The organism is Roseovarius salincola, from assembly GCF_026891095.1.
Classification (GTDB): domain Bacteria; phylum Pseudomonadota; class Alphaproteobacteria; order Rhodobacterales; family Rhodobacteraceae; genus Roseovarius; species Roseovarius salincola.
The window spans coordinates 86,651-105,551 of record NZ_JAPTNL010000008.1; the positions used below are offsets into that span (position 1 = coordinate 86,651).

At 65.6% G+C, this 18,901-nt stretch carries 20 protein-coding genes; 15 read left to right on the forward strand and 5 right to left on the reverse strand.

The annotated features are described in order from the left end of the window. Positions 1-5 precede the first annotated feature (5 nt). From N5A93_RS10660 to N5A93_RS10700, 9 genes are all read left to right on the forward strand, one after another. Complete coding sequence (locus N5A93_RS10660) at positions 6-158, forward strand: cytochrome c oxidase system small membrane protein (protein ID WP_268955133.1); 153 nt, start codon at positions 6-8, stop codon at positions 156-158. Beyond that, positions 158-739 (forward strand): cytochrome c oxidase assembly protein, encoded by a 582-nt coding sequence (locus N5A93_RS10665; protein WP_268955072.1) that lies wholly within the window; start codon positions 158-160, stop codon positions 737-739. The genes N5A93_RS10660 and N5A93_RS10665 overlap by 1 nt, the downstream gene beginning before the upstream one ends. 26 nt (positions 740-765) lie before the next feature. After that, positions 766-1,578: a cytochrome c oxidase subunit 3 gene (locus N5A93_RS10670; RefSeq protein WP_268955073.1), complete on the forward strand. Its 813-nt coding sequence runs from the start codon at positions 766-768 to the stop codon at positions 1,576-1,578. A 103-nt stretch (positions 1,579-1,681) separates the two neighbouring features. After that, the gene (locus N5A93_RS10675; protein ID WP_268955074.1) at positions 1,682-2,365 is read left to right on the forward strand and encodes an SURF1 family protein; all 684 of its coding nucleotides are present in this window, start codon (positions 1,682-1,684) and stop codon (positions 2,363-2,365) included. Then, positions 2,362-3,750: a threonine synthase gene (gene thrC / locus N5A93_RS10680; RefSeq protein ID WP_268955075.1), complete on the forward strand. Its 1,389-nt coding sequence runs from the start codon at positions 2,362-2,364 to the stop codon at positions 3,748-3,750. The genes N5A93_RS10675 and thrC overlap by 4 nt, the downstream gene beginning before the upstream one ends. Beyond that, entirely contained in the window at positions 3,747-5,009 is a 1,263-nt protein-coding gene (locus N5A93_RS10685; RefSeq protein ID WP_268955076.1) for a M16 family metallopeptidase, read from the forward strand. The genes thrC and N5A93_RS10685 overlap by 4 nt, the downstream gene beginning before the upstream one ends. After that, positions 5,009-5,593 carry a GNAT family N-acetyltransferase gene (locus tag N5A93_RS10690; RefSeq protein WP_268955077.1) on the forward strand — a complete coding sequence of 195 codons (585 nt, stop codon included), beginning with the start codon at positions 5,009-5,011 and terminating at the stop codon, positions 5,591-5,593. The genes N5A93_RS10685 and N5A93_RS10690 overlap by 1 nt, the downstream gene beginning before the upstream one ends. A 51-nt stretch (positions 5,594-5,644) precedes the next feature. Beyond that, a complete protein-coding gene (locus N5A93_RS10695) occupies positions 5,645-6,478 on the forward strand; it encodes an MBL fold metallo-hydrolase (RefSeq protein ID WP_268955078.1) in 834 nt (277 codons plus the stop codon). An 84-nt stretch (positions 6,479-6,562) separates the two neighbouring features. Next, positions 6,563-7,981 carry an FAD-binding oxidoreductase gene (locus N5A93_RS10700; protein ID WP_268955079.1) on the forward strand — a complete coding sequence of 473 codons (1,419 nt, stop codon included), beginning with the start codon at positions 6,563-6,565 and terminating at the stop codon, positions 7,979-7,981. 174 nt (positions 7,982-8,155) lie between these two features. Here the strand turns inward: N5A93_RS10700 and N5A93_RS10705 are convergent, their stop codons facing one another. From N5A93_RS10705 to N5A93_RS10720, 4 genes are read right to left on the reverse strand one after another with little or no spacing between them, the layout of a single operon-like run. Then, a complete protein-coding gene (locus N5A93_RS10705; RefSeq protein ID WP_268955080.1) occupies positions 8,156-8,635 on the reverse strand; it encodes a DUF6505 family protein in 480 nt (159 codons plus the stop codon). Beyond that, positions 8,632-9,345 (reverse strand): biotin/lipoate--protein ligase family protein, encoded by a 714-nt coding sequence (locus N5A93_RS10710; protein WP_268955081.1) that lies wholly within the window; start codon positions 9,343-9,345, stop codon positions 8,632-8,634. Before N5A93_RS10710 ends, N5A93_RS10705 begins: the two co-directional genes overlap by 4 nt. Positions 9,346-9,355: 10 nt before the next feature. Next, positions 9,356-10,420 (reverse strand): Mrp/NBP35 family ATP-binding protein, encoded by a 1,065-nt coding sequence (locus N5A93_RS10715; protein ID WP_268955082.1) that lies wholly within the window; start codon positions 10,418-10,420, stop codon positions 9,356-9,358. 2 nt (positions 10,421-10,422) lie between these two features. Next, positions 10,423-10,626: a DUF6494 family protein gene (locus N5A93_RS10720; protein ID WP_268955083.1), complete on the reverse strand. Its 204-nt coding sequence runs from the start codon at positions 10,624-10,626 to the stop codon at positions 10,423-10,425. A gap of 62 nt (positions 10,627-10,688) precedes the next feature. On the opposite strand from N5A93_RS10720, the gene N5A93_RS10725 reads away from it, so the two are divergent. Beyond that, entirely contained in the window at positions 10,689-11,477 is a 789-nt protein-coding gene (locus tag N5A93_RS10725) for a hypothetical protein (RefSeq protein WP_268955084.1), read from the forward strand. Here the strand turns inward: N5A93_RS10725 and N5A93_RS10730 are convergent. After that, positions 11,471-13,429 (reverse strand): 4Fe-4S binding protein, encoded by a 1,959-nt coding sequence (locus N5A93_RS10730; RefSeq protein ID WP_268955085.1) that lies wholly within the window; start codon positions 13,427-13,429, stop codon positions 11,471-11,473. The genes N5A93_RS10725 and N5A93_RS10730 overlap by 7 nt on opposite strands. Positions 13,430-13,806: 377 nt before the next feature. Between N5A93_RS10730 and N5A93_RS10735 the strand changes: the two genes are divergently transcribed. The 5 genes from N5A93_RS10735 to N5A93_RS10755 all read left to right on the forward strand — a co-directional run bounded on the left by N5A93_RS10735 (position 13,807) and on the right by N5A93_RS10755 (position 18,897). Further along, complete coding sequence (locus tag N5A93_RS10735; protein ID WP_268955086.1) at positions 13,807-14,352, forward strand: DUF3305 domain-containing protein; 546 nt, start codon at positions 13,807-13,809, stop codon at positions 14,350-14,352. Continuing rightward, positions 14,349-15,011, forward strand: coding sequence for a DUF3306 domain-containing protein (locus N5A93_RS10740; RefSeq protein ID WP_268955087.1), 663 nt, complete (start codon positions 14,349-14,351; stop codon positions 15,009-15,011). The genes N5A93_RS10735 and N5A93_RS10740 overlap by 4 nt, the downstream gene beginning before the upstream one ends. A 20-nt stretch (positions 15,012-15,031) precedes the next feature. Continuing rightward, complete coding sequence (locus N5A93_RS10745) at positions 15,032-15,643, forward strand: TorD/DmsD family molecular chaperone (RefSeq protein WP_268955088.1); 612 nt, start codon at positions 15,032-15,034, stop codon at positions 15,641-15,643. A gap of 51 nt (positions 15,644-15,694) precedes the next feature. Further along, a complete protein-coding gene (locus tag N5A93_RS10750; RefSeq protein WP_268955089.1) occupies positions 15,695-15,886 on the forward strand; it encodes a ubiquinol-cytochrome c reductase iron-sulfur subunit N-terminal domain-containing protein in 192 nt (63 codons plus the stop codon). Between the two features lie 113 nt (positions 15,887-15,999). After that, positions 16,000-18,897: a formate dehydrogenase subunit alpha gene (locus tag N5A93_RS10755; protein WP_268955090.1), complete on the forward strand. Its 2,898-nt coding sequence runs from the start codon at positions 16,000-16,002 to the stop codon at positions 18,895-18,897. Positions 18,898-18,901 lie beyond the last annotated feature (4 nt).

The following is an 18,901-nucleotide window of genomic DNA, read 5'->3' on the forward strand; positions in this document are numbered from 1 at the left end:
TTCGCGTGGAACATGACCTTCACAAGCGCCGGTTTCGCCGGAACCTGGGCCTCGGGCTGGTCTTGGCCGCATTTGTCGTGCTGCTTTTCGGACTGACAATGGTCAAGGTCACGACCGACGATTTTACCATGCAACCCACAAGCGAGGCGCGGGACTGATGAGGCTGAGCAGCATAAACAAGACGGTGATTTCCCTGGTCGCGGTGGTGCTGACGATGGGCGCGCTGGGCTGGGCGGCGGTGCCGCTTTATGACTGGTTCTGCCGCGTCACCGGCTATGGCGGCTCGACGAACACCGCGACCGCCGGATCGGATGAAATTCTGGATCGCACCGTGAAAGTGCGGTTCGACGCCAGCAAGGAGCGGGATTTCCCATGGGAATTCAAGCCGATGCAGCGCGAAATGGAAGTGCGCATCGGTGAAACCGGGCTGGCCTTCTACGAGGCCTACAATCCCACCGACCGCCCCATCGCCGGTCAATCGAGCTATAACGTGACGCCCTTCGAGGCGGGTCTGTTCTTTACCAAGATCGACTGCTTCTGCTTTCAGGAACAGGTGTTGCAGCCCGGCGAACGCGTCGAGATGCCGGTGACCTTCTATGTCGATCCCGAAATGGTCGATGACCGGGATGCGAAACTCGTTCACACGATCACGCTGTCCTATACTTTCTACGAGATCGACATGCCCCAAGACCACGCCGCCCTTGATCAGGCCGGCGAAACCGATACAAAACAGAACTAAGCCTTCCACGAGGGATAAAGACCAAGATGGCACATGAAAAAAACCACGATTACCACATCCTGAACCCCTCGATCTGGCCGCTTCTGGCCTCCTTGTCGGGATTTGTCATGCTTTTCGGCGCGGTCCTCTGGATGTCGCCGCAAGTGGCGAACAATCAGCCCTGGGTGTTCCTGATCGGATTTGTCGGCGTGCTTTACGTCATGTTCGGCTGGTGGTCGGACACCGTGGCCGAGAACCAGGCCGGCGATCACACCCCGGTCGTGCGCATCGGCCTGCGCTATGGCTTCATCATGTTCATCATGTCCGAGGTCATGTTCTTCGCGGCATGGTTCTGGAGCTTCTTCAAGCACGCCATGTATCCGATGGGCCCCGAAAGCCCGGCGGTGGACGGCCAATGGCCCCCGGCGGGGATCGAGACCTTCGACCCCTGGCACCTGCCGCTGATCAACACGCTGATCCTGCTGTGTTCGGGTGCGGCGGCCACATGGGCGCACCATGCGCTGGTGCATGAGAACAACCGCAAGGACATCAAGTCCGGCCTCGCCATCGCGATCGGGCTGGGCGCGCTGTTCACAGCCTTCCAGATCTATGAATACACCCATGCCGGATTCGGCTTCTCGGGGAATATCTATGGCGCCAACTTCTTCATGGCGACGGGCTTTCACGGCGCGCATGTGGTGATCGGCACGATCTTCCTGTTCGTCTGCCTGATGCGGGTGCTGCGCGGCCATTTCACGCCGGAAAACCATGTCGGCTTCGAGGCCGCGGCCTGGTACTGGCATTTCGTCGATGTGGTCTGGCTGTTTCTCTTCGCCTCGATCTATATCTGGGGCGCCTGAACCCGACAGGCCACGGGGGCGGTTGCATTTCCGCCCCCGAGACGCAAGAACACAAAGCGCGCGGGTCTCGCGCGCTTTTCCTATTCCAACGGAGCGCCCCGGATTGGCACGTTACCTCGTTCCCCTGATCTTCGGTCTCGCCGGTATGGCCATCCTCATCGGCCTTGGCACCTGGCAGATGCAGCGCCTGGCCTGGAAAGAGGGCGTTCTGGCCGATATCGAGACCCGGATCGGCGCCGATCCCGTCGCCTTGCCGCAGATGCCCGACCCCGAAACCGACCGCTACCTGCCGGTGCGGGTCAGCGGGCGGATGGGTGACGGCGCGCTGCGCGTGCTGGTCAGCCAGAAACAGGTGGGTGCGGGTTACCGCGTGATTTCACCGCTCGACATGGGCGGGCGGCGCATCCTTGTGGACCGGGGCTTCGTCAAGACCGGCGCGGATATTCCCGCGCCGCCCTCGGGCGAGGTCACGATCACCGGCAACCTGCACTGGCCCGATGACCGCAACAGCGCGACGCCCGCCAATGACGTGGCGGAAAACATGTGGTTCGCCCGCGACCTCGACCAGATGGCCACCGCGCTCGAGACCGACCCGGTTCTGGTGGTGGCGCGCGAGGCGTCGTTTTCCGACGCCCCGGTGACGCCCCTGCCGGTGGATACGCAGGCCATCCCGAACGATCACCTTGAATACGCGATCACCTGGTTTTCGCTGGCCGCGATCTGGGCTGCGATGACCGGCTATTTCCTTTGGCGCACGCGCAAGACAGCGAAAGGCGACACCGCATGAGATATGTCTCGACCCGTGGGCAAGCGCCCGTTCTGAGCTTTGAAGAGGCGATGCTGACCGGGCTGGCGCGCGATGGCGGGCTTTACCTGCCCGAAACCATCCCGCAGATGAGCGCCGCCGATATCGCAGCACTTGAGGGCGTGAGCTATGAAGAGGCGGCGTTCCGGGTGATGCGGCCCTTTATCGGCGACACCTTCACCGACGCGGAATTCCACGGTATCATCGCCCGCGCCTATGCCGGTTTCGGCCATGTCGCGCGCGCGCCGCTCAAAGAGCTGGACAGCGGGCATTTCCTGCTTGAACTGTTCCACGGCCCGACCCTGGCGTTCAAGGATTTCGCCATGCAGCTGATCGGCCAGCTGTTCGAGGCCGCGCTCAAGCGCAATGGCCAGCGGGTCTGTATCGTGGGCGCCACCAGCGGCGACACCGGCAGCGCCGCGATCGAGGCCTTTCGCGGGCTGGATGCGGTGGACGTGTTCATCCTGTTCCCGCAAGGGCGCGTCAGCGAGGTGCAGCGCCGCCAGATGACCACACCGAGCGAATCCAATGTCCATGCGCTCGCCATCGAGGGGCATTTCGACGATGCCCAGGCCCGCGTGAAGGACATGTTCAACGATTTTCAGTTTCGCGACGCGGTGGGACTGGCCGGGGTCAATTCGATCAACTGGGCGCGGGTGCTGGCGCAGGTGGTCTATTACTTTACCTCCGCCGTCAGCCTTGGCGCGCCGCATCGCAAGGTCAGCTTCACCGTGCCGACCGGCAATTTCGGCGATGTCTTCGCCGGCTACATCGCGCGGCGCATGGGGCTGCCCATCGACCGGCTGGTGGTGGCCACCAACCAGAACGATATCCTGCACCGCTGCCTGAGCGCCGGGGACTACCGCCCCGACGGGGTGATCCCCTCGATCAGCCCGTCGATGGATATTCAGGTCAGCTCGAATTTCGAGCGCGCATTGTTCTATGCCTATGATCAGGATGGCGCCGCCGTCGGGCAATTGATGGACGAACTCAAGGCCGGCGGTTTCAAGGTCAGCCAGGGCGCGCTTGAAACATTGCGCGAGGCGTTCGACTCGGGGCGCTGCGACGAGGATGAGACCAGCGCCACCATCCGCCGCGTATATGCCGGCAGTGGCGAGCTTTTGTGCCCGCACAGTGCCGTCGGCGTCAAGGTGGCCGACGAGATGCGCGTGCCGGGCACGCCGATGATCACGCTCGCCACCGCGCACCCGGCCAAGTTTCCCGCCGCCGTCGAAGAGGCCAGCGGCGTGCATCCCCCCTTGCCCGAGCGCATGTCGGACCTGTATGAGCGATCCGAACGCGTGACCGGGGTCGCCAACGATCTTGGCGCGATTGAAACACTGATCAAGGAACGGACCGGGCATTGACCGTCAATCTGACTACGCTCGATAACGGGTTTCGCATCGTCACCGAACATATGCCAAGCCTCGAATCCGCCGCCATCGGGATCTGGGTGAATGTCGGGGCGCGTCACGAACGCGCCGAACAGAACGGCATCGCGCATTTCCTGGAACACATGGCCTTCAAGGGCACCGAGACGCGCAGCGCGCTGGCCATCGCCGAGGCGATCGAGGATGTGGGCGGCTATATCAACGCCTATACCAGCCGCGAGGTCACCGCCTATTACGCGCGGGTGCTCAAGGATGACGTGCCGCTGGCGCTTGACGTGGTGGCCGACATCCTGCGCAACCCGGTCTTCGAGGGCCGCGAGATCGAGGTCGAGCGCGGTGTGATCCTCCAAGAGATCGGCCAGGCGCTGGATACGCCCGACGACATCATTTTCGACTGGCTTCAGGAAAAGGCCTATCCCGACCATCCGCTGGGGCGCACGATCCTTGGCCCCGAGGAACGCGTCGGGGCCTTCTCGCGCGCTGATCTCGAAGGGTTCGTCAAGGAACATTACGGCCCCGGCCAGATGGTGCTGGCCGCCGCCGGCGCGGTCGATCACGACGCGCTGGTGCGCGCCGCCGAGCGGCTCTTCGGCGACATGGCGCCCAAGGCGCCCTATGTGCCCGATACCGCGCGTTTCGCCGGGGGCGAAAGTCGCCGGGTCAAGGAACTGGAACAGGCGCATTTCGCGCTGGCCTTCGAGGGGCCGGATTACGCGCATCCCGATATCTACGCCGCGCAGATCTACGCTTCGGCGCTGGGCGGGTCGATGTCCTCGCGGCTGTTTCAGGAAGTCCGCGAACGGCGCGGGCTGTGCTATACGATCTTTGCGCAGGCCGGGGCCTATGCCGATACCGGCATGATGACGATCTATGCGGGCACCTCGCGCGACGAGATGGCCAATCTGGCGCAGATCACCATCGACGAGATGAAACGCGCCGCCGGGGATTTCCGCCCAGACGAGATAGAACGCGCCCGCGCACAGATGAAAGCGGGCCTGCTGATGGGGCTTGAAAGCCCCTCGAACCGGGCCGAACGGCTGGCGCGGATGCTCCAGATCTGGGGCCGCATTCCGCCCCTCGACGAGGTGATCGGCCGGATCGACGCCGTGAGCCTTTCGGATGTGCGCGCGCTGGCCGAACGCACGATCAGCACCGCCCCCGCCGCAATGGCGCTTTACGGTCCGGTCGAAGCCGCGCCCAGCCTTCAGGCGCTCCAGGACAGGCGCGCCGCGTGATGTTCATCCCGCGCCGGAAAGTCAGGATCGAGACCGAGCGTCTGACCCTGCGCCAGCCGGTGCTGACCGATTACCGCGAATGGTCCGCCCTGCGCGAGGAAAGCGCCGCTTTCCTCATTCCGTGGGAGCCGACATGGGCCGATGATCACCTTGCGCGCAAGGCGTTCTCCAACCGGGTCTACTGGGCGCAGCGATCGATCGCGCATTGCACCGCGCTGCCGCTCTTCCTGATCCGGCGCGAGGATAACGTGCTGGTCGGGGCGATCACGCTCGACAATATCCGCCGCGGCCCCGCACAGGCCGGGACGCTGGGCTACTGGACGGGCGCGGCCTTTGCACGCCAGGGCTACATGCGCGAGGCCATCCTCGCCGTGGTGCATCACGCCTTCGAGCGTCTTGACCTCAGCCGGATCGAGGCCGCCTGCCTCCCCGAGAATCAGGCGTCACGCGGCTTGCTGGAAAAATGCGGCTTCAAATACGAGGGCGTCGCGCAAAGCTATCTTCAGATCAACGGGCGCTGGCGGACGCATGTTCTTTATGCATCGCTCAGGCGGGACCGGCGCGGGCGCACGGCAACAGGCTGACGAGACCGGATTTCGTGCTATCCTTTCCCAAGGTCACGGGAGGTTGCATTCATGATCCGTTTCGTCTTCGCTCTTGTCTTCGCGCAGATCTGCCTCGGCGCGCCCGCCCTCGCGCAGCAGGACCGCCGCCCGAGCCATTGCATCGCCATCGCGCAGACCACGCCGGGGATTGCCTATCTTCACAAGGCCAGCTTTCGCGATCCGGTGCCGGATCATTCGGTGCGCCTGCGCTATATCGCGCATGCGTCCTTTCTGATCCAGACCGAAGACGGGCTGTCGGCGGTCACCGATTTCACCGGCTTTGTGGGCAATGTCGATTTCATCCCCGATGTCGTGACCATGAACCATGCCCATTCGACCCATTGGACCGCCAACCCCGACCCGTTGATCCCCAATGTCCTGCCCGGCTGGGGCGAATTTGGCGAGGGGGTGGATCATCATGTCGATCTCGGGTCCATGCTGGTGCGCAATGTACCCACCGATATCCGAAGCTGGGACGGCACGGTCGAAACCAACGGCAACTCGATCTTCGTCTTCGAGGCGGCGGGGCTGTGCATCGCACATCTTGGCCATCTGCATCACGAACCGAGCGATGAACAATACGCGGCGCTGGGGCGGATGGATGTGGTGATGGCGCCGGTCGATGGCGGGCTGACGCTGCCGCTCGAGAACATGATGAACGTGCTGCGCCGCACCAAGGCGCGGATCGTGATTCCGATGCACTGGTTCGCCGATGGCTCGCTGGGGCGGTTCCTGTCGGGAATGGAGGATGCCTTCGACATCATCGACACCGGCGCGCATGAGATCACCGTTTCGCTGCGCAGCCTGCCCGCACGGCCCACGATCATGGTGCTGCGCCCGGCCTATCTGCGCGAGGACGAGTAGCGCGGCGCGCATCGGTCTCCTCCCTTCTCGTCCCGTCGGGCAGGAAGAACTGGACTGCGCGGCGCCACATGGTAGCAAAGCCCCATGACTCTCAATCCCGTGACCCCCGCCTTCATCGCCGACCTCAAGGCGGCGCTTCCCGAAACCGCCCTGCGTGAAACCGCACCGCATTACCTCGAAGAGCCGCGCGGGCGCTGGCAGGGGCAGGCAGGTGTCGTGGTGGCGCCGCAGACCACCGAGGATGTGGCGACGGTGATCCGCGCCGCAGCGGCGGCGCGCGTGCCGGTGGTGCCCTATGGCGGGGGCACGGGGCTGGTGGGCGGGCAGATTGCGCCCGACGGCCCCGCGCCGGTGGTGCTGAGCCTCGAGCGGATGCGCGCGGTGCGCGCGATCCACCCGCGCGAGAACCTGATGCTGGTCGAGGCGGGCGCGATCCTCTCCGATGTCCATGACGCCGCCGCCGGGGCCGGGCTTCTCTTTCCGCTCAGCATCGCCGCCAAGGGCAGCGCGCGGATCGGCGGCTTGCTGGCGACCAATGCGGGGGGCGTGAACGTGCTGCGCTACGGCAATGCGCGCGAGCTGTGTCTGGGCCTCGAGGCGGTGCTGCCCGACGGGCAGGTCTGGCACGGGCTCAAGCGGCTGCGCAAGGACAATACGGGCTATGACCTCAAGGACCTTCTGATCGGCGCCGAAGGCACGCTGGGCGTGATCACCGCCGCCACCTTGCGCCTTGCGCCCCGGCCCGCGGGCGAGGGCACGGCGCTGATGGTGGTCGAAAGCCCGGCGGCGGCGCTCGATCTGCTGTCGCTGGCGCGCGACCAGCTGGGCGAAGGGGTGAGCGCCTTTGAACTCATCCACCGCGCCGGGCTCGATTTCCTTGCCGAAACCCTGCCGGACATCCGCCAGCCCTTCGCCGAGCCCCCCGAATGGTTCGTGCTGGTCGATATCGGCCTTGCGCGCGGCCTCGATCCGGGCACGGCGCTCGAGACGCTCTTTGCCGAAGGGCTGGAGGCGGGGCTGGTAAGCGACGGCATGATCGCCCAGAGCGAGGCGCAGCGCCATGATTTCTGGGAAATGCGCGAGCAGATTCCCGAGGGCAACCGGCTGATCGGCGCGTTGAGTTCGCATGACATCTCGCTGCCGCTCGAGGCGATCCCGGATTTCATCGCCCGCGCGCCTGATCATATCGCCCGGCTTGGCGCGTTCCGCATCAACTGTTTCGGGCATCTGGGGGATGGCAACCTGCATTACAACGTCTTTCCCGCCCAAGGCCAGCGGCGCGACGACCATCTTGACGCGCGCGACGCGATCACGCGCTGCGTGCATGACCTGGTTCACGACATGGGCGGCTCGGTCAGCGCCGAACACGGGATCGGGCGGCTCAAGGTCGGGGATCTCGAACGCTATGGCGACCCGGCCAAGCTCTCGGCGATGCGCGCGATCAAATCGGCGCTCGACCCTCTGGGTATCATGAACCCCGGCGCGGTGCTCAGGCAGGCGTGATCCGGATGAGCGCCTGCGGCGCGCCCGATGCGTTTGGTCAGGGGGCGCGGCCCCCTCTTGGCCTTCGGCCAATTCACCCCCGGAGTATTTTTCGCAAGATGAAGGGCAGGGCGCATCCCGGGCTTCATCTTGCCCAAAATACTCGAATGCAACGGTTCAGGCCGGGTGCGGCGCTTATTCGTCGGGTGTGGCGTGGATCGCGAATTGTTCCAGCCCGGCCTCCTGCGCCTCGATCACGCGAAAGCTTTCGCGCACGCCCGCGTCGGTCAGCTCGCGCGCCACGGTCAAGAGGGTGTTGGGGGCGTGTTCCTCGCAAAGCTCGGTCATATGGGCGATTTCGGCCGCGGCCACAGGGTGGGCGGCGGTGATGTCGGGGGCGCCGTAGAGATCGACGAAATGCTGTGCCAGCGTCTGCGTAAGCGCGTCGCGTTCGGCGGGTTCGACCGTGGTGACCGCGACGAAAGTCACACGGCCCGATGTCTCGAGCCCAAGCCAGCCATTGGCGAAGGCCTGGCGCTGCTTGCCGGTCAGGTCGGCCTCGGTCCAGTCCGAGAATTCGAACCCGCCGGGGATGCACCATTCGCCGGTGCGCGCCGGATTGGCATAGACCCGCAGGTCGCTTTCGTCGAAATGGATCGCGCGCGCCAGTTTCATTTTTCCTGCTCCAGTATCGTGCTCAGCGCCACAAGATGGGTCTTTGCGTTCTCGTCGCGCAGGAGCATGCCGAAATTCTCGTCGATGCCAAGGAAGGTGCCCGTGAGTTCGCCTTGCGTCACCGGCTCGCCGATCCCTTTCGCGAGGCCGCGCCATTGTGCGTGCAGGGCGCGCGGCCCTTCGTCTTCCCAGCGGGTGATCCAGTTGAGCGTATGGCGCGCCCAGGCTTCGAGCAGTTCGGTCGCGTCCACATCGGCGCAGCCCTCGTCGTAAAGCGCGGTGGTGTCGGGCTGAGCGCCGCCGTCATGCGCACCCGCCGCAAGCAGCGGCAATTCGAGCCCCACCACCAGCCAGCCTGGCAGCTCGTCGGGGCGCGCATGGCCGGCCATGACGCGCAGCCGCCCGCAGGCGGCGCCGTTCACCCGCAGTCCGCCGGCCCATTCCAGATGCACCGCCACTTCCGGCGGGCCAAGCGCGCCGAGCGCGTTCTGGAACCCCAGGGCGCAGGCGGGCAGCATGGCCATCGCCTGTTCCAGCGGCACTTCGGGGGCCATGACAAGCGCCGCCGCCAGCCGGTTCGCCGCGATATTATGGACGATCAGCCCCGCGTCGCAGCCAAGTGCGGCCATGGCGCAGGCCTTGTCGAACGGGTCGATCCCGGCATCCACCGGGTGGCCCGACATCAGCGGCGGGAAGGCGGGTTCGCTCATGCGGTGCCCCTCATGCCACGCCTTGCGCCACCAGCGCGCGGGCCACGTCGCGGAAGGCCTGCGCCTGGGGTGCGTCGGGTTTGGAGACCACGATCGGCGCGCCGCCATCCGAGGCGGTGCGGATGTCGATATGCAGCGGCACTTCGGCCATCAGCGGCACGCCCATCTTCTTGCATTCCGCCTTGACGCCGCCATGGCCGAAGACGTGTTCCTCATGGCCGCACTGGCTGCAGATATGGGTGGACATGTTCTCGATCATGCCCAGCACCGGCACCTTGAGCTGGTTGAACATGTCGATCCCCTTGCGCGCATCCAGAAGCGCCACGTCCTGCGGGGTCGAGACGATGATCGCCCCGTCCACCACCGCCTTTTGCGCCAGTGTCATCGACACGTCGCCCGTGCCCGGCGGCAGATCCACCAGCAACACGTCGAGCGCGCCCCATTGCACCTGCATCAGCATCTGCTGCAGCGCCCCCATCAGCATCGGCCCGCGCCAGACCACCGCCTGATCCTCGTTGGTCATCAGCCCGATCGACATCATGGTGACACCGTGATTGCGCATCGGCAGGATGGTCTTGCCGTCGGGGCTGGCGGGGCGGCCCGACACGCCCAGCATCCTGGGCTGGCTGGGGCCGTAGACATCGGCATCCAGCAGCCCCACGCGCCGCCCCTCGGCGGCCAGCGCGCAGGCGAGATTGGCCGAGACCGTGGATTTGCCGACCCCGCCCTTGCCGCTGGCGATGGCGATGATGTGGTTCACGCCGGGCACGCGCTCTGGCCCCTTCGCTTCGGGCTTGCGCTGCGCCTTCAGGTCGGGGGGCGCCTTGGCACTGTGGGCGGTCAGCACCGCCGAGACCTCGGTCACGCCGTCAAGCGCTTTCACAGCCGCCTCGGCGGCGGCGCGCACGGGTTCGTAGATATCCGCCCTGGCCGGGTCGATCTCGAGCACGAAGCGCACCGCGCCGCCCTCGACATTCAGGCCGCGCGTGATGCCCGCCGCGACGATATCGGAGCCGCTCTGCGGATCGTTGATCTCTTTGAGCGCCGCGAGGACGCCATCTCTTGTCAATGCCACGGTCAGTCCTGTCCCTTGATGGTGCCGGTCACTTCATGTTCGACGTCCAGCCCCTCGATTGTCAGGACCATCCGGGCCTTGAAGCTGCGCCCCTCGAGGTCGCCTGCATTACGCAGCGCTTCCTCGATCGCCTGTTGCGAGGTGACGCCCACCTGCTTGAGGAACTTGCGCATGGACATGTTGTAATCGCTGATGTCGTTGCTCATGTCGGTCTCCCTTCGTTTCAAGATCGTTGACGCGAGACGCCCCGGTTATCTACCCTTGGGCCATGCGCCGCATCGTTTCAATCCACTGTCGCAGCTTTCGCGCGCTTTGCGCGGGTTGCGTTCTTGCGGCCTGCATCGGGCTGGCCCTGCCGGGGGCTGCCGCGGCGGACAGGCTGCGCCTCGCTGTGCCGCAGGCGCTGCGCGACAGTGGTCTCTTGACATATGTGCTGCCGCGTTTCTCTCTCAAGACCGGGGTGGGGGTCGATCTCGTGCCCGAAGGGGCCGAGGCCGAACTGAGCCTCGAGGCGGGCGGCACGGGGCGCGCTGTGTTCGCGGGGCCGCAGGCCACATGGCGGATGACACTGCATGACAGCGGCCATGCGGACGCGGCGCGGTTTGCCGACTGGCTGCGTTCCGATATCGGCCAGCGCACGGTCGCCGCCTACGAGTTGGACGGTGAGACACCCTTCAGCCCGCCCGAGCGCGCCGAGGCCACCCGCGTGGCGCCGACATTCGCGGGGGATGCGGCGCTGGGCAAGACCCTTTCGAATGATCTGTGCGGGCGCTGCCATGTGGTCTCCGAAGAGACCCGCATGAACGATATCGGCTCCACCCCGTCCTTTTTCATGCTGCGCGCGATGCGGGACTGGGCGCGGCGGTTCGAGACCTTCTATGTTCTCAACCCGCACCCGTCCTTTACCCAGGTCGAGGACGTCACCCCGCCCTTCCATATCGAGCGCCCGCCCCCGATCATCCCGGTCGAGATGAGCCTTGATGATCTCGAGGCGATCATGGCCTATGTCGCCGCCATGACGCCGGCCGATCTGGGCGCGCCGATCCGGCATCAGTGATCCCGGCGCTTGCTGAAATAGTCCTCGGTGGTGCGCACCTGCGGGCGATCGCCGGCGGCGAAGGGGTTGTCCCGTGAATGGAACTGCGCCTTGACGCGGCAATTGTCGCACATCCGGATCATCCGCGCGGCGTCGCCACTGGCGAACATGGCATGTTTGCCGGCCAGTTTCTCGGTGATCCGCTCGACGGTGGATTTCACGCCGAACAAGGCGCCGCATTCGATGCAGGCGAAGGGTTCCTCCTCGTGCAGCACGACCTGGCTCATGGCGCTGTCCGCCAGATTGAGCCGCGGCTCGTAACCGATCGCGTCCTCGGGGCAGACATTGGCGCAGAGCCCGCATTGCAGGCAGGCATCCTCCTGGAAACGCAGCTGCGGCATGTCGGGATTTTCGACCAGCGCACCCGAGGGGCAGAGCGACACGCAGCTCAGGCAGAGCGTGCAGGCGTCGGTATTCACCAGCACCGCGCCATAGGGCGCATCCTCGGGCAGGGGCAGCATGGCATCGGGCGGGTTCATCGCCCTGGCCGACAGGCGCGCGACCTGGCGGCGGCTGCCCATCGGCAGGATCGGGTCAACGACCGGCGCGGGCAGCGCGGCGGGGTCGTATAGCGCCGCGCAAAGGTCATCCGGGTCATTGATGTCGAGCGTGGCGATTTTTTCTGCCCCGGCAATGGCTTGTGCCAGCGGGATCTCGCGGTCGAGCGCGTCGCGCTCGGTGGCCGGAGAGAACAGGATCGTGACATCCGCAAAGCCCGACGCCAGCGCCGCCAGCATCTCGGCATGGCCGAATCCCGACAGCGCGCTGACCTCCAGCGGGATCACGTCGGCGGGCAGGCCGCGCCCGTGGCGCGCCGCAAGGCGGATCATCTCGGCCCCGAACTCGCGGTCTGTGACCAGCAGGCGCGGCGCCTCGCCCCCGGCCTTGCGATAGGCCGAGGCCAGCGTCTGGATGCGCCGGAAGGTCATGTCGGCGGGCGGCGCGTCATAGGTGATCGCGCCCGACGGGCAAAGCGCCGCGCAGGCGCCGCAGCCCGCGCAGATCATCGGGTCGATTTCCACATGCTCGCCCGCCGGACTGATCGCGCCCGTGGGGCAGGCATCAAGGCAATTGGTGCAGCCGGTCTTGCCGGCGCGCGAATGGGCGCAAAGCAGCGGCTCCAACGCCACGTAGAGCGGCTTTTCAAAGGTGCCGATCAGTTGCGACGCCTCAAGCACCGCATCGGCCACCGCAGGCAGGCTGCCGGGGTCGGCCCGCAGGTAACCTTCGCGCTTTTGCGGCGCCGGAAACAGGGGCGTGGCGCCGCTCAGGTCAAGGATCACGTCGCAATCGGTCTGCGCGCCGTCGCGCGGCGCGCCCCAGCCCAATGCGCCGCGCCCGGCCGGGTCCACCTGTTGCAGTGCGTCGATGGTCAGGCGGAACTGGCCAAGCGCGCCCTCGGCGCGCTTCAGCCGTCCGCGGATCGTGTCGAAATCGCGGCTCTCGGGCGGGTCCGCCTCGTCGGTCAGCAGCACCGTCACGCCAAGGACCGGGGCCAGCCGCGCGGCCGCCTCCAGCGCCACATCCGACGCGCCGATGATCAGGCAAAGCCCCTCCGAGATCACATCGAGCGACTTTTCCTGCGCGGCGGGCAGGTTGGCTTCGGCCAGCAGCGCGGCCATTTTGGGTAGTTTCGGGCGTGGATCGTCGGACCATCCCGCGCGGTCGCGCAGGTCGGTGAAACTGGGTGTCGGGGCGTCGATATCGGCGGCCAGCTCCTCGAAAATCCGGCGCTCCTGTGCGCAGCAGATGATGGCGTCGCCTTGGGCGATTTCCTCGGCTGCGCGGTCGGTCTGGGTGGTGCAGAGCCCCGAATGCACCTGTGAACAGCTGAGCCCCGTCGCCTGTCCGATCGCTGCGCCGTCCAGCGCCTGCGATCCGGAACAGTTACATAATATCAATCGCTTGGCCATGATTCCTGCTTGGGTTTCCTTGCTGTGTCGGCGCGCGATCCGGCGTCGAGCGGGCTTCAGAGTAGGCATGATTCGCAGCTGTGGTAAACTGAATTTACCACCCTCCGGCCCGTCCCGGCGCGCGCGCCGCTATCCCGAGTGATTCTGTTGGGCGGCGCAGGGCGGGGCAGCGGGCCGGTCGGACGTTCTGCCGCACCTCGGACATTTTGTCCAAAGTGGCACCTTGCCCCGCGCAGGGCTGCCCATTCTGTCCTTCAGCTTCCGTTGTGTGCGATTGAATGCAATTTTTACTTTGAGCGGTCCGAAAACTATACCACTCTTGATCCAACCGAACTGGGAGGAACGGTGTGGTTCACAATCCGTCGAGGTATGCCTGCATGCCGCTTGGTGTCGTGATCCGGCGCAAGCCGGGCGTGACGCGCTGGGCCAAGTGGGCCTGGAAAGCGGTTGGCGTTCTGCCTGGCGCGGGCGATGCCGACTGGCGCGAACTGCGCCGTGACGGCGAAAGCGTCGAGTTCCACGCCGCCACTCCACTTCTTGAACTGCATGGCGCCGAGACCGATGCCTATGTCCACGGGCTCGCCGCGCAGGTGCCCTGCGTCTACGTGGTGCTGCGCCGCGCGTCCGGTGCGGGGGCAGGGCGCGCCCCGCTCGATGTGGTGCTGGTCACCGCATCGCCCTATGAGGCGCAGGATTACTGCGACAGCGGCGAGGAAATCGTCGAAAAGGTCGCCATGCCCGACGGGCTCGTGGCCTGGGTTCAGGATTTCATCGACCAGCATCACATCGAGGAAGAGTTCAAAAAGCGCCGCCGCGACCGGGTGCGCACCGACAAGGTCGAACACAGCGTCGGTGACCCGCGCGTCAGGCAGCTGACCGATGTCTATCTTGCGCCCCAGGCCCGGAAGGAACGGATGAATTGACCCGCGCCGCTGATTTCTGGTCCCGCCGCAAGGCGAAGGTTCAAGATGAGGAGCACGCCGCCCAGCGCGCTGAGGACGCGCGTATTGCCGCCCTGCAAGAGGCCGAACAGGCCGGGAAAAGCGATGCGGAACTTCTCGAGGAACTGGGCCTGCCCGATCCCGACACGCTCGGGTCCGGTGCCGATTTCAAGGCATTCATGGCCAAGGCCGTGCCCGACCGTATCCGCCGCCGCGCCCTGCGCCGCCTCTGGACCAGCAATCCGGCGCTGGCCAATCTGGACGGGCTGCTGGATTACGGCGAGGATTTCACCGACAGCGCCAAGGTGCTCGAGAACATGCAGACGGCCTACCAGGTCGGCAAGGGCATGATGGCGCATGTCGAGGAACTGGCCCGTCAGGCCGAGGCCGCCGAGGCCGCGGATGCGGACCCCGAGGCCGGTGCCGGGTCCGACACGCAGCCCGAAACCGAATCCGCACCCGAAACCAGGCCCGAACCGCTGATCGCGCAGCATGACGCGCCGGACCCGGCGCATGGTGATCGCGACAGTGCGGCCTTTGCCCCCGAAGCCGGTTTCGAATCCGATGCCGACACCGAAACAGCGCCCCCACGCCGCCGGATGCGATTTTCCTTCGGCACGTCCCGGGGGGCAGAGGCATGAGCGCAGGAGCCGACCCAGCCATGGAGCAACGCAGCATGACCGACGCCATCGCCCAGGAAGACCGGCTTCGCGCCGATCTCTATGATTTTCTGGGCGTGCTCCTGGCCGGGCCGCCCAACCAGACCCTGCTGGACCAGAGCGCGAAACTGTCGGGCGACGAAACCGATCTGGGCACCGCCATCGGCGCGCTGTCGCGCATTGCGCAGCACACGCGCCAGCCTGCGGTGGAGCGCGAGTTCAACGCGCTGTTCATCGGGCTGGGGCGGGGCGAATTGCTGCCCTATGCCAGTTATTACCTGACCGGATTCCTCAATGAGAAGCCGCTTGCGGCGCTGCGCCGGGACATGGCCGCGCGCTCGATGACGCGGGCCGAAAACGTCTATGAACCCGAGGACAACATCGCCTCGCTGATGGAGATGATGGCCGGAATGATCACCGGCCGTTTTGGCGCGCCGCCGGCCTCGCTGAGCGATCAGAAAACGTTTTTCAACAAGCATGTCGGCCCCTGGGCCGGGCATTTCTTCAGTGATTTGGAAGCCGCCAAGAACTCGGTTTTCTATGCTCCCGTCGGCGCTGTCGGTCGGGTGTTCATGGATATCGAGGCCGAAGGTTTTCGAATGAGCGCGGGGTGACCGCGCATTCACCGGCGGGCAACCGCCATCTGCAACGAGGGGAGGACTCTCATGTCGAAGAAGGTTGAGGACGGCGCCAGCCGTCGCGATTTTCTCAAAATGGCCGCCACCGGCGCGCCCGCGGTTGCGGTCGTGACGGCTGTGAGCGGCGGGCAGGCCGAAGCGGCCACGCCCGATCCCGCATCCGACCGGATGCAGGACACCGCGCATACGCGCGCATATTTCGACTCTGCCCGGTTCTGAACCGGACAAGGTCATCCCGCTCTGCCGGCGACTGGTTGCGATAGGCCCGACTGCCGGCGGCCAACTTAGTACCCAGCCAGCCCCTCGGGGCACGCTCGGGAGGAGAAACAGACATGCTTAGGAAAAAGACCAACGGGGTTGCGAGACGCTCCCAGCGGACCAGTATCCTGTCCGAGGTCGCCGGGACATCCGTCGACCGCCGCGCCTTTCTGCGCGGCTCCGGCCTGGCCATCGGTGGCCTGGCCGCAATCGGTGCCACGGGCGGCACCGTGACCCGCGCAAGCGCCGCCTCGGCGGCCCAGGGCGCGGTCGATACCATCAAATCCGTCTGCACGCATTGCTCGGTCGGCTGCACCGTCGTCGCCGAAGTGCAGGACGGCGTCTGGGTCGGCCAGGAACCGGGCTGGGACAGCCCGTTCAACCTCGGGGCGCATTGCGCCAAGGGCGCTTCGGTGCGCGAGCACGCGCATGGCGAACGCCGCCTGAAATACCCGATGAAGAAAGAGGGCGGAGAGTGGAAACGCATCAGCTGGGAGCAGGCGATCGACGAGATCGGCGACCAGATGCTTTCGATCCGCGAGGAAAGTGGCCCCGACAGCGTCTATTGGCTCGGCAGTGCCAAGCACAATAACGAACAGGCCTACCTGTTCCGCAAGTTCGCCGCCTACTGGGGCACGAACAACGTGGATCACCAGGCACGGATCTGCCATTCCACCACGGTGGCGGGGGTTGCGAATACATGGGGCTACGGCGCCATGACCAATTCCTACAACGACATCCACAAATCCCAGGCGATCTTCATCATCGGCGGCAATCCCGCCGAGGCGCACCCGGTCAGCCTGCTGCATGTCCTCAAGGCCAAGGAGCAGAACAACGCGCCCCTGATCGTCTGCGATCCGCGTTTCACCCGCACCGCAGCCCATGCCGACGAATATGTGCGCTTCCGTCCCGGCACCGATGTGGCGCTGGTCTGGGGGCTTCTGTGGCACATCTTCGAGAACGGCTGGGAGGACAAGGAGTTCATCCGCACCCGTGTCTGGGGCATGGACCAGATCCGCGAGGAAGTGGCCAAATGGACCCCCGACGAGGTCGAGCGCGTCACCGGCACGCCGGGCAGCCAGCTCGAGCGCGTCGCGCGCACCATGGCCAACAACCGCCCCGGCACCGTGATCTGGTGCATGGGCGGCACCCAGCACACCAACGGCAACAACAACACGCGTGCCTATTGCATCCTGCAGCTGGCGCTGGGCAACATGGGCCGTTCGGGTGGTGGCACCAACATCTTCCGCGGCCATGACAACGTGCAGGGCGCAACCGACCTTGGCGTGCTGTCGCACACGCTGCCGGGCTATTACGGCCTGTCGGCGGGGGCATGGGGCCACTGGGCGCGTGTCTGGGAAGAAGACCCCGAATGGCTGGCCGCCCGGTTCGACACGCTGAAGGGGGCGGACGGCAAGGAAAAGTCGCTCCAGAACCTCAAGGGCATCCCGGTCAGCCGCTGGATCGACGGCGTGCTGGAAGATGTCGAGAACATCGACCAGCCCAACAAGGTGCGGGCCATGGTGCTCTGGGGCCACGCGCCCAACTCGCAGACCCGCATGACCGAGATGAAGACGGCGATGGAAAAGCTCGACATGATGGTCGTGGTCGATCCCTACCCGACGGTCTCGGCGGTGCTCAACGACCGCACCGACGGTGTCTACCTTCTGCCCGCGGCCACGCAGTTCGAAACCCGTGGCTCGGTCACGGCCTCGAACCGGTCGCTGCAATGGCGCGACAAGGTCGTCGAGCCGCTGTTCGAGTGCAAGACCGATCAAGAGATCATCGGCCTGTTCTCGAAGAAGTTCGGCTTCCATGACCGCATCTTCCGCAACATCGCGCTGGAGGATGACGGGGTGACCCCCGACATGGAGGACACCCTGCGCGAGATCAATCGCGGGATGTGGACCATCGGCTATACCGGCCAGAGCCCCGAGCGGCTCAAGATGCACATGGCCAACCAGCACACGTTCGACCGCACCAGCCTTCAGGCGATCGGCGGTCCGGCGGATGGCGACTATTACGGCCTGCCATGGCCAAGCTGGGGCACGCCCGAGATGAACCATCCCGGCACGCCGAACCTTTACGACATGTCCCAACCCGTCAGTAAGGGCGGCCTGACCTTCCGCGCCCGTTTCGGGGTGGAACGCGATGGCGACAACCTCCTGGCCGAGGGCGTCTACAGCCAGGGTTCGGAAATTCAGGACGGCTATCCCGAGTTCACCATGCAGATGCTGATGGACCTGGGCTGGGATGGCGACCTGACCGACGACGAGCGCGCCACGATCGACGCGATCGCAGGCCCCGATACCAACTGGAAAACCGACCTTTCAGGCGGGATCCAGCGGGTCGCGATCAAGCATGAATGCGCGCCCTTCGGCAATGCCAAGGCCCGCGCGGTGGTGTGGACCTTCCCCGACCCGGTGCCCCTGCACCGCGAGCCGCTCTATACGAACCGGCGCGATCTGGTCGCGGATTATCCCACCTACGAGGACCGGCACGACTATCGTCTGCCCACCCTCTATGCGTCGATCCAGAAGAACGACTTCGCCAAGGACTACCCGATCATCCTGACATCGGGGCGTCTGGTCGAATACGAGGGCGGCGGGGATGAAACCCGGTCCAACCCCTGGCTGGCCGAACTTCAGCAGGACATGTTCGTCGAAATCAATCCGCGGGATGCGAATAATCTCGGGGTGCGTGACGGCGCGCAGGTCTGGGTCGAAGGGCCGGAAGGCGGCAAGGTCAAGGTCATGGCCATGGTCACCGAACGGGTGGGCGAGGGCGTTGCCTTCATGCCCTTCCATTTCGGCGGCCATTACCAGGGCGAGGACCGTCGGAGCAAATATCCCGACGGTGCGGACCCCTATGTTCTGGGTGAATCATCAAACACCGCCCAGACATACGGCTACGACTCTGTCACCCAGATGCAGGAGACCAAGGCGACTCTCTGCAAGATCAGCGCAGCATAAGGAG

What these genes read in the sequence shown, in the direction of transcription:
- N5A93_RS10665 (WP_268955072.1), top strand. Translation starts at nt 158, where the DNA reads ATGAGGCTGAGCAGCATAAACAAGACGGTGATTTCCCTGGTCGCGGTG.
- N5A93_RS10670 (WP_268955073.1), top strand. Translation starts at nt 766, where the DNA reads ATGGCACATGAAAAAAACCACGATTACCACATCCTGAACCCCTCGATC.
- thrC (WP_268955075.1), top strand. Translation starts at nt 2,362, where the DNA reads ATGAGATATGTCTCGACCCGTGGGCAAGCGCCCGTTCTGAGCTTTGAA.
- N5A93_RS10690 (WP_268955077.1), top strand. Translation starts at nt 5,009, where the DNA reads ATGTTCATCCCGCGCCGGAAAGTCAGGATCGAGACCGAGCGTCTGACC.
- N5A93_RS10695 (WP_268955078.1), top strand. Translation starts at nt 5,645, where the DNA reads ATGATCCGTTTCGTCTTCGCTCTTGTCTTCGCGCAGATCTGCCTCGGC.
- N5A93_RS10700 (WP_268955079.1), top strand. Translation starts at nt 6,563, where the DNA reads ATGACTCTCAATCCCGTGACCCCCGCCTTCATCGCCGACCTCAAGGCG.
- N5A93_RS10705 (WP_268955080.1), bottom strand. Translation starts at nt 8,635, where the DNA reads ATGAAACTGGCGCGCGCGATCCATTTCGACGAAAGCGACCTGCGGGTC.
- N5A93_RS10710 (WP_268955081.1), bottom strand. Translation starts at nt 9,345, where the DNA reads ATGAGCGAACCCGCCTTCCCGCCGCTGATGTCGGGCCACCCGGTGGAT.
- N5A93_RS10720 (WP_268955083.1), bottom strand. Translation starts at nt 10,626, where the DNA reads ATGAGCAACGACATCAGCGATTACAACATGTCCATGCGCAAGTTCCTC.
- N5A93_RS10725 (WP_268955084.1), top strand. Translation starts at nt 10,689, where the DNA reads ATGCGCCGCATCGTTTCAATCCACTGTCGCAGCTTTCGCGCGCTTTGC.
- N5A93_RS10730 (WP_268955085.1), bottom strand. Translation starts at nt 13,429, where the DNA reads ATGGCCAAGCGATTGATATTATGTAACTGTTCCGGATCGCAGGCGCTG.
- N5A93_RS10735 (WP_268955086.1), top strand. Translation starts at nt 13,807, where the DNA reads ATGCCGCTTGGTGTCGTGATCCGGCGCAAGCCGGGCGTGACGCGCTGG.
- N5A93_RS10745 (WP_268955088.1), top strand. Translation starts at nt 15,032, where the DNA reads ATGGAGCAACGCAGCATGACCGACGCCATCGCCCAGGAAGACCGGCTT.
- N5A93_RS10750 (WP_268955089.1), top strand. Translation starts at nt 15,695, where the DNA reads ATGTCGAAGAAGGTTGAGGACGGCGCCAGCCGTCGCGATTTTCTCAAA.
- N5A93_RS10755 (WP_268955090.1), top strand. Translation starts at nt 16,000, where the DNA reads ATGCTTAGGAAAAAGACCAACGGGGTTGCGAGACGCTCCCAGCGGACC.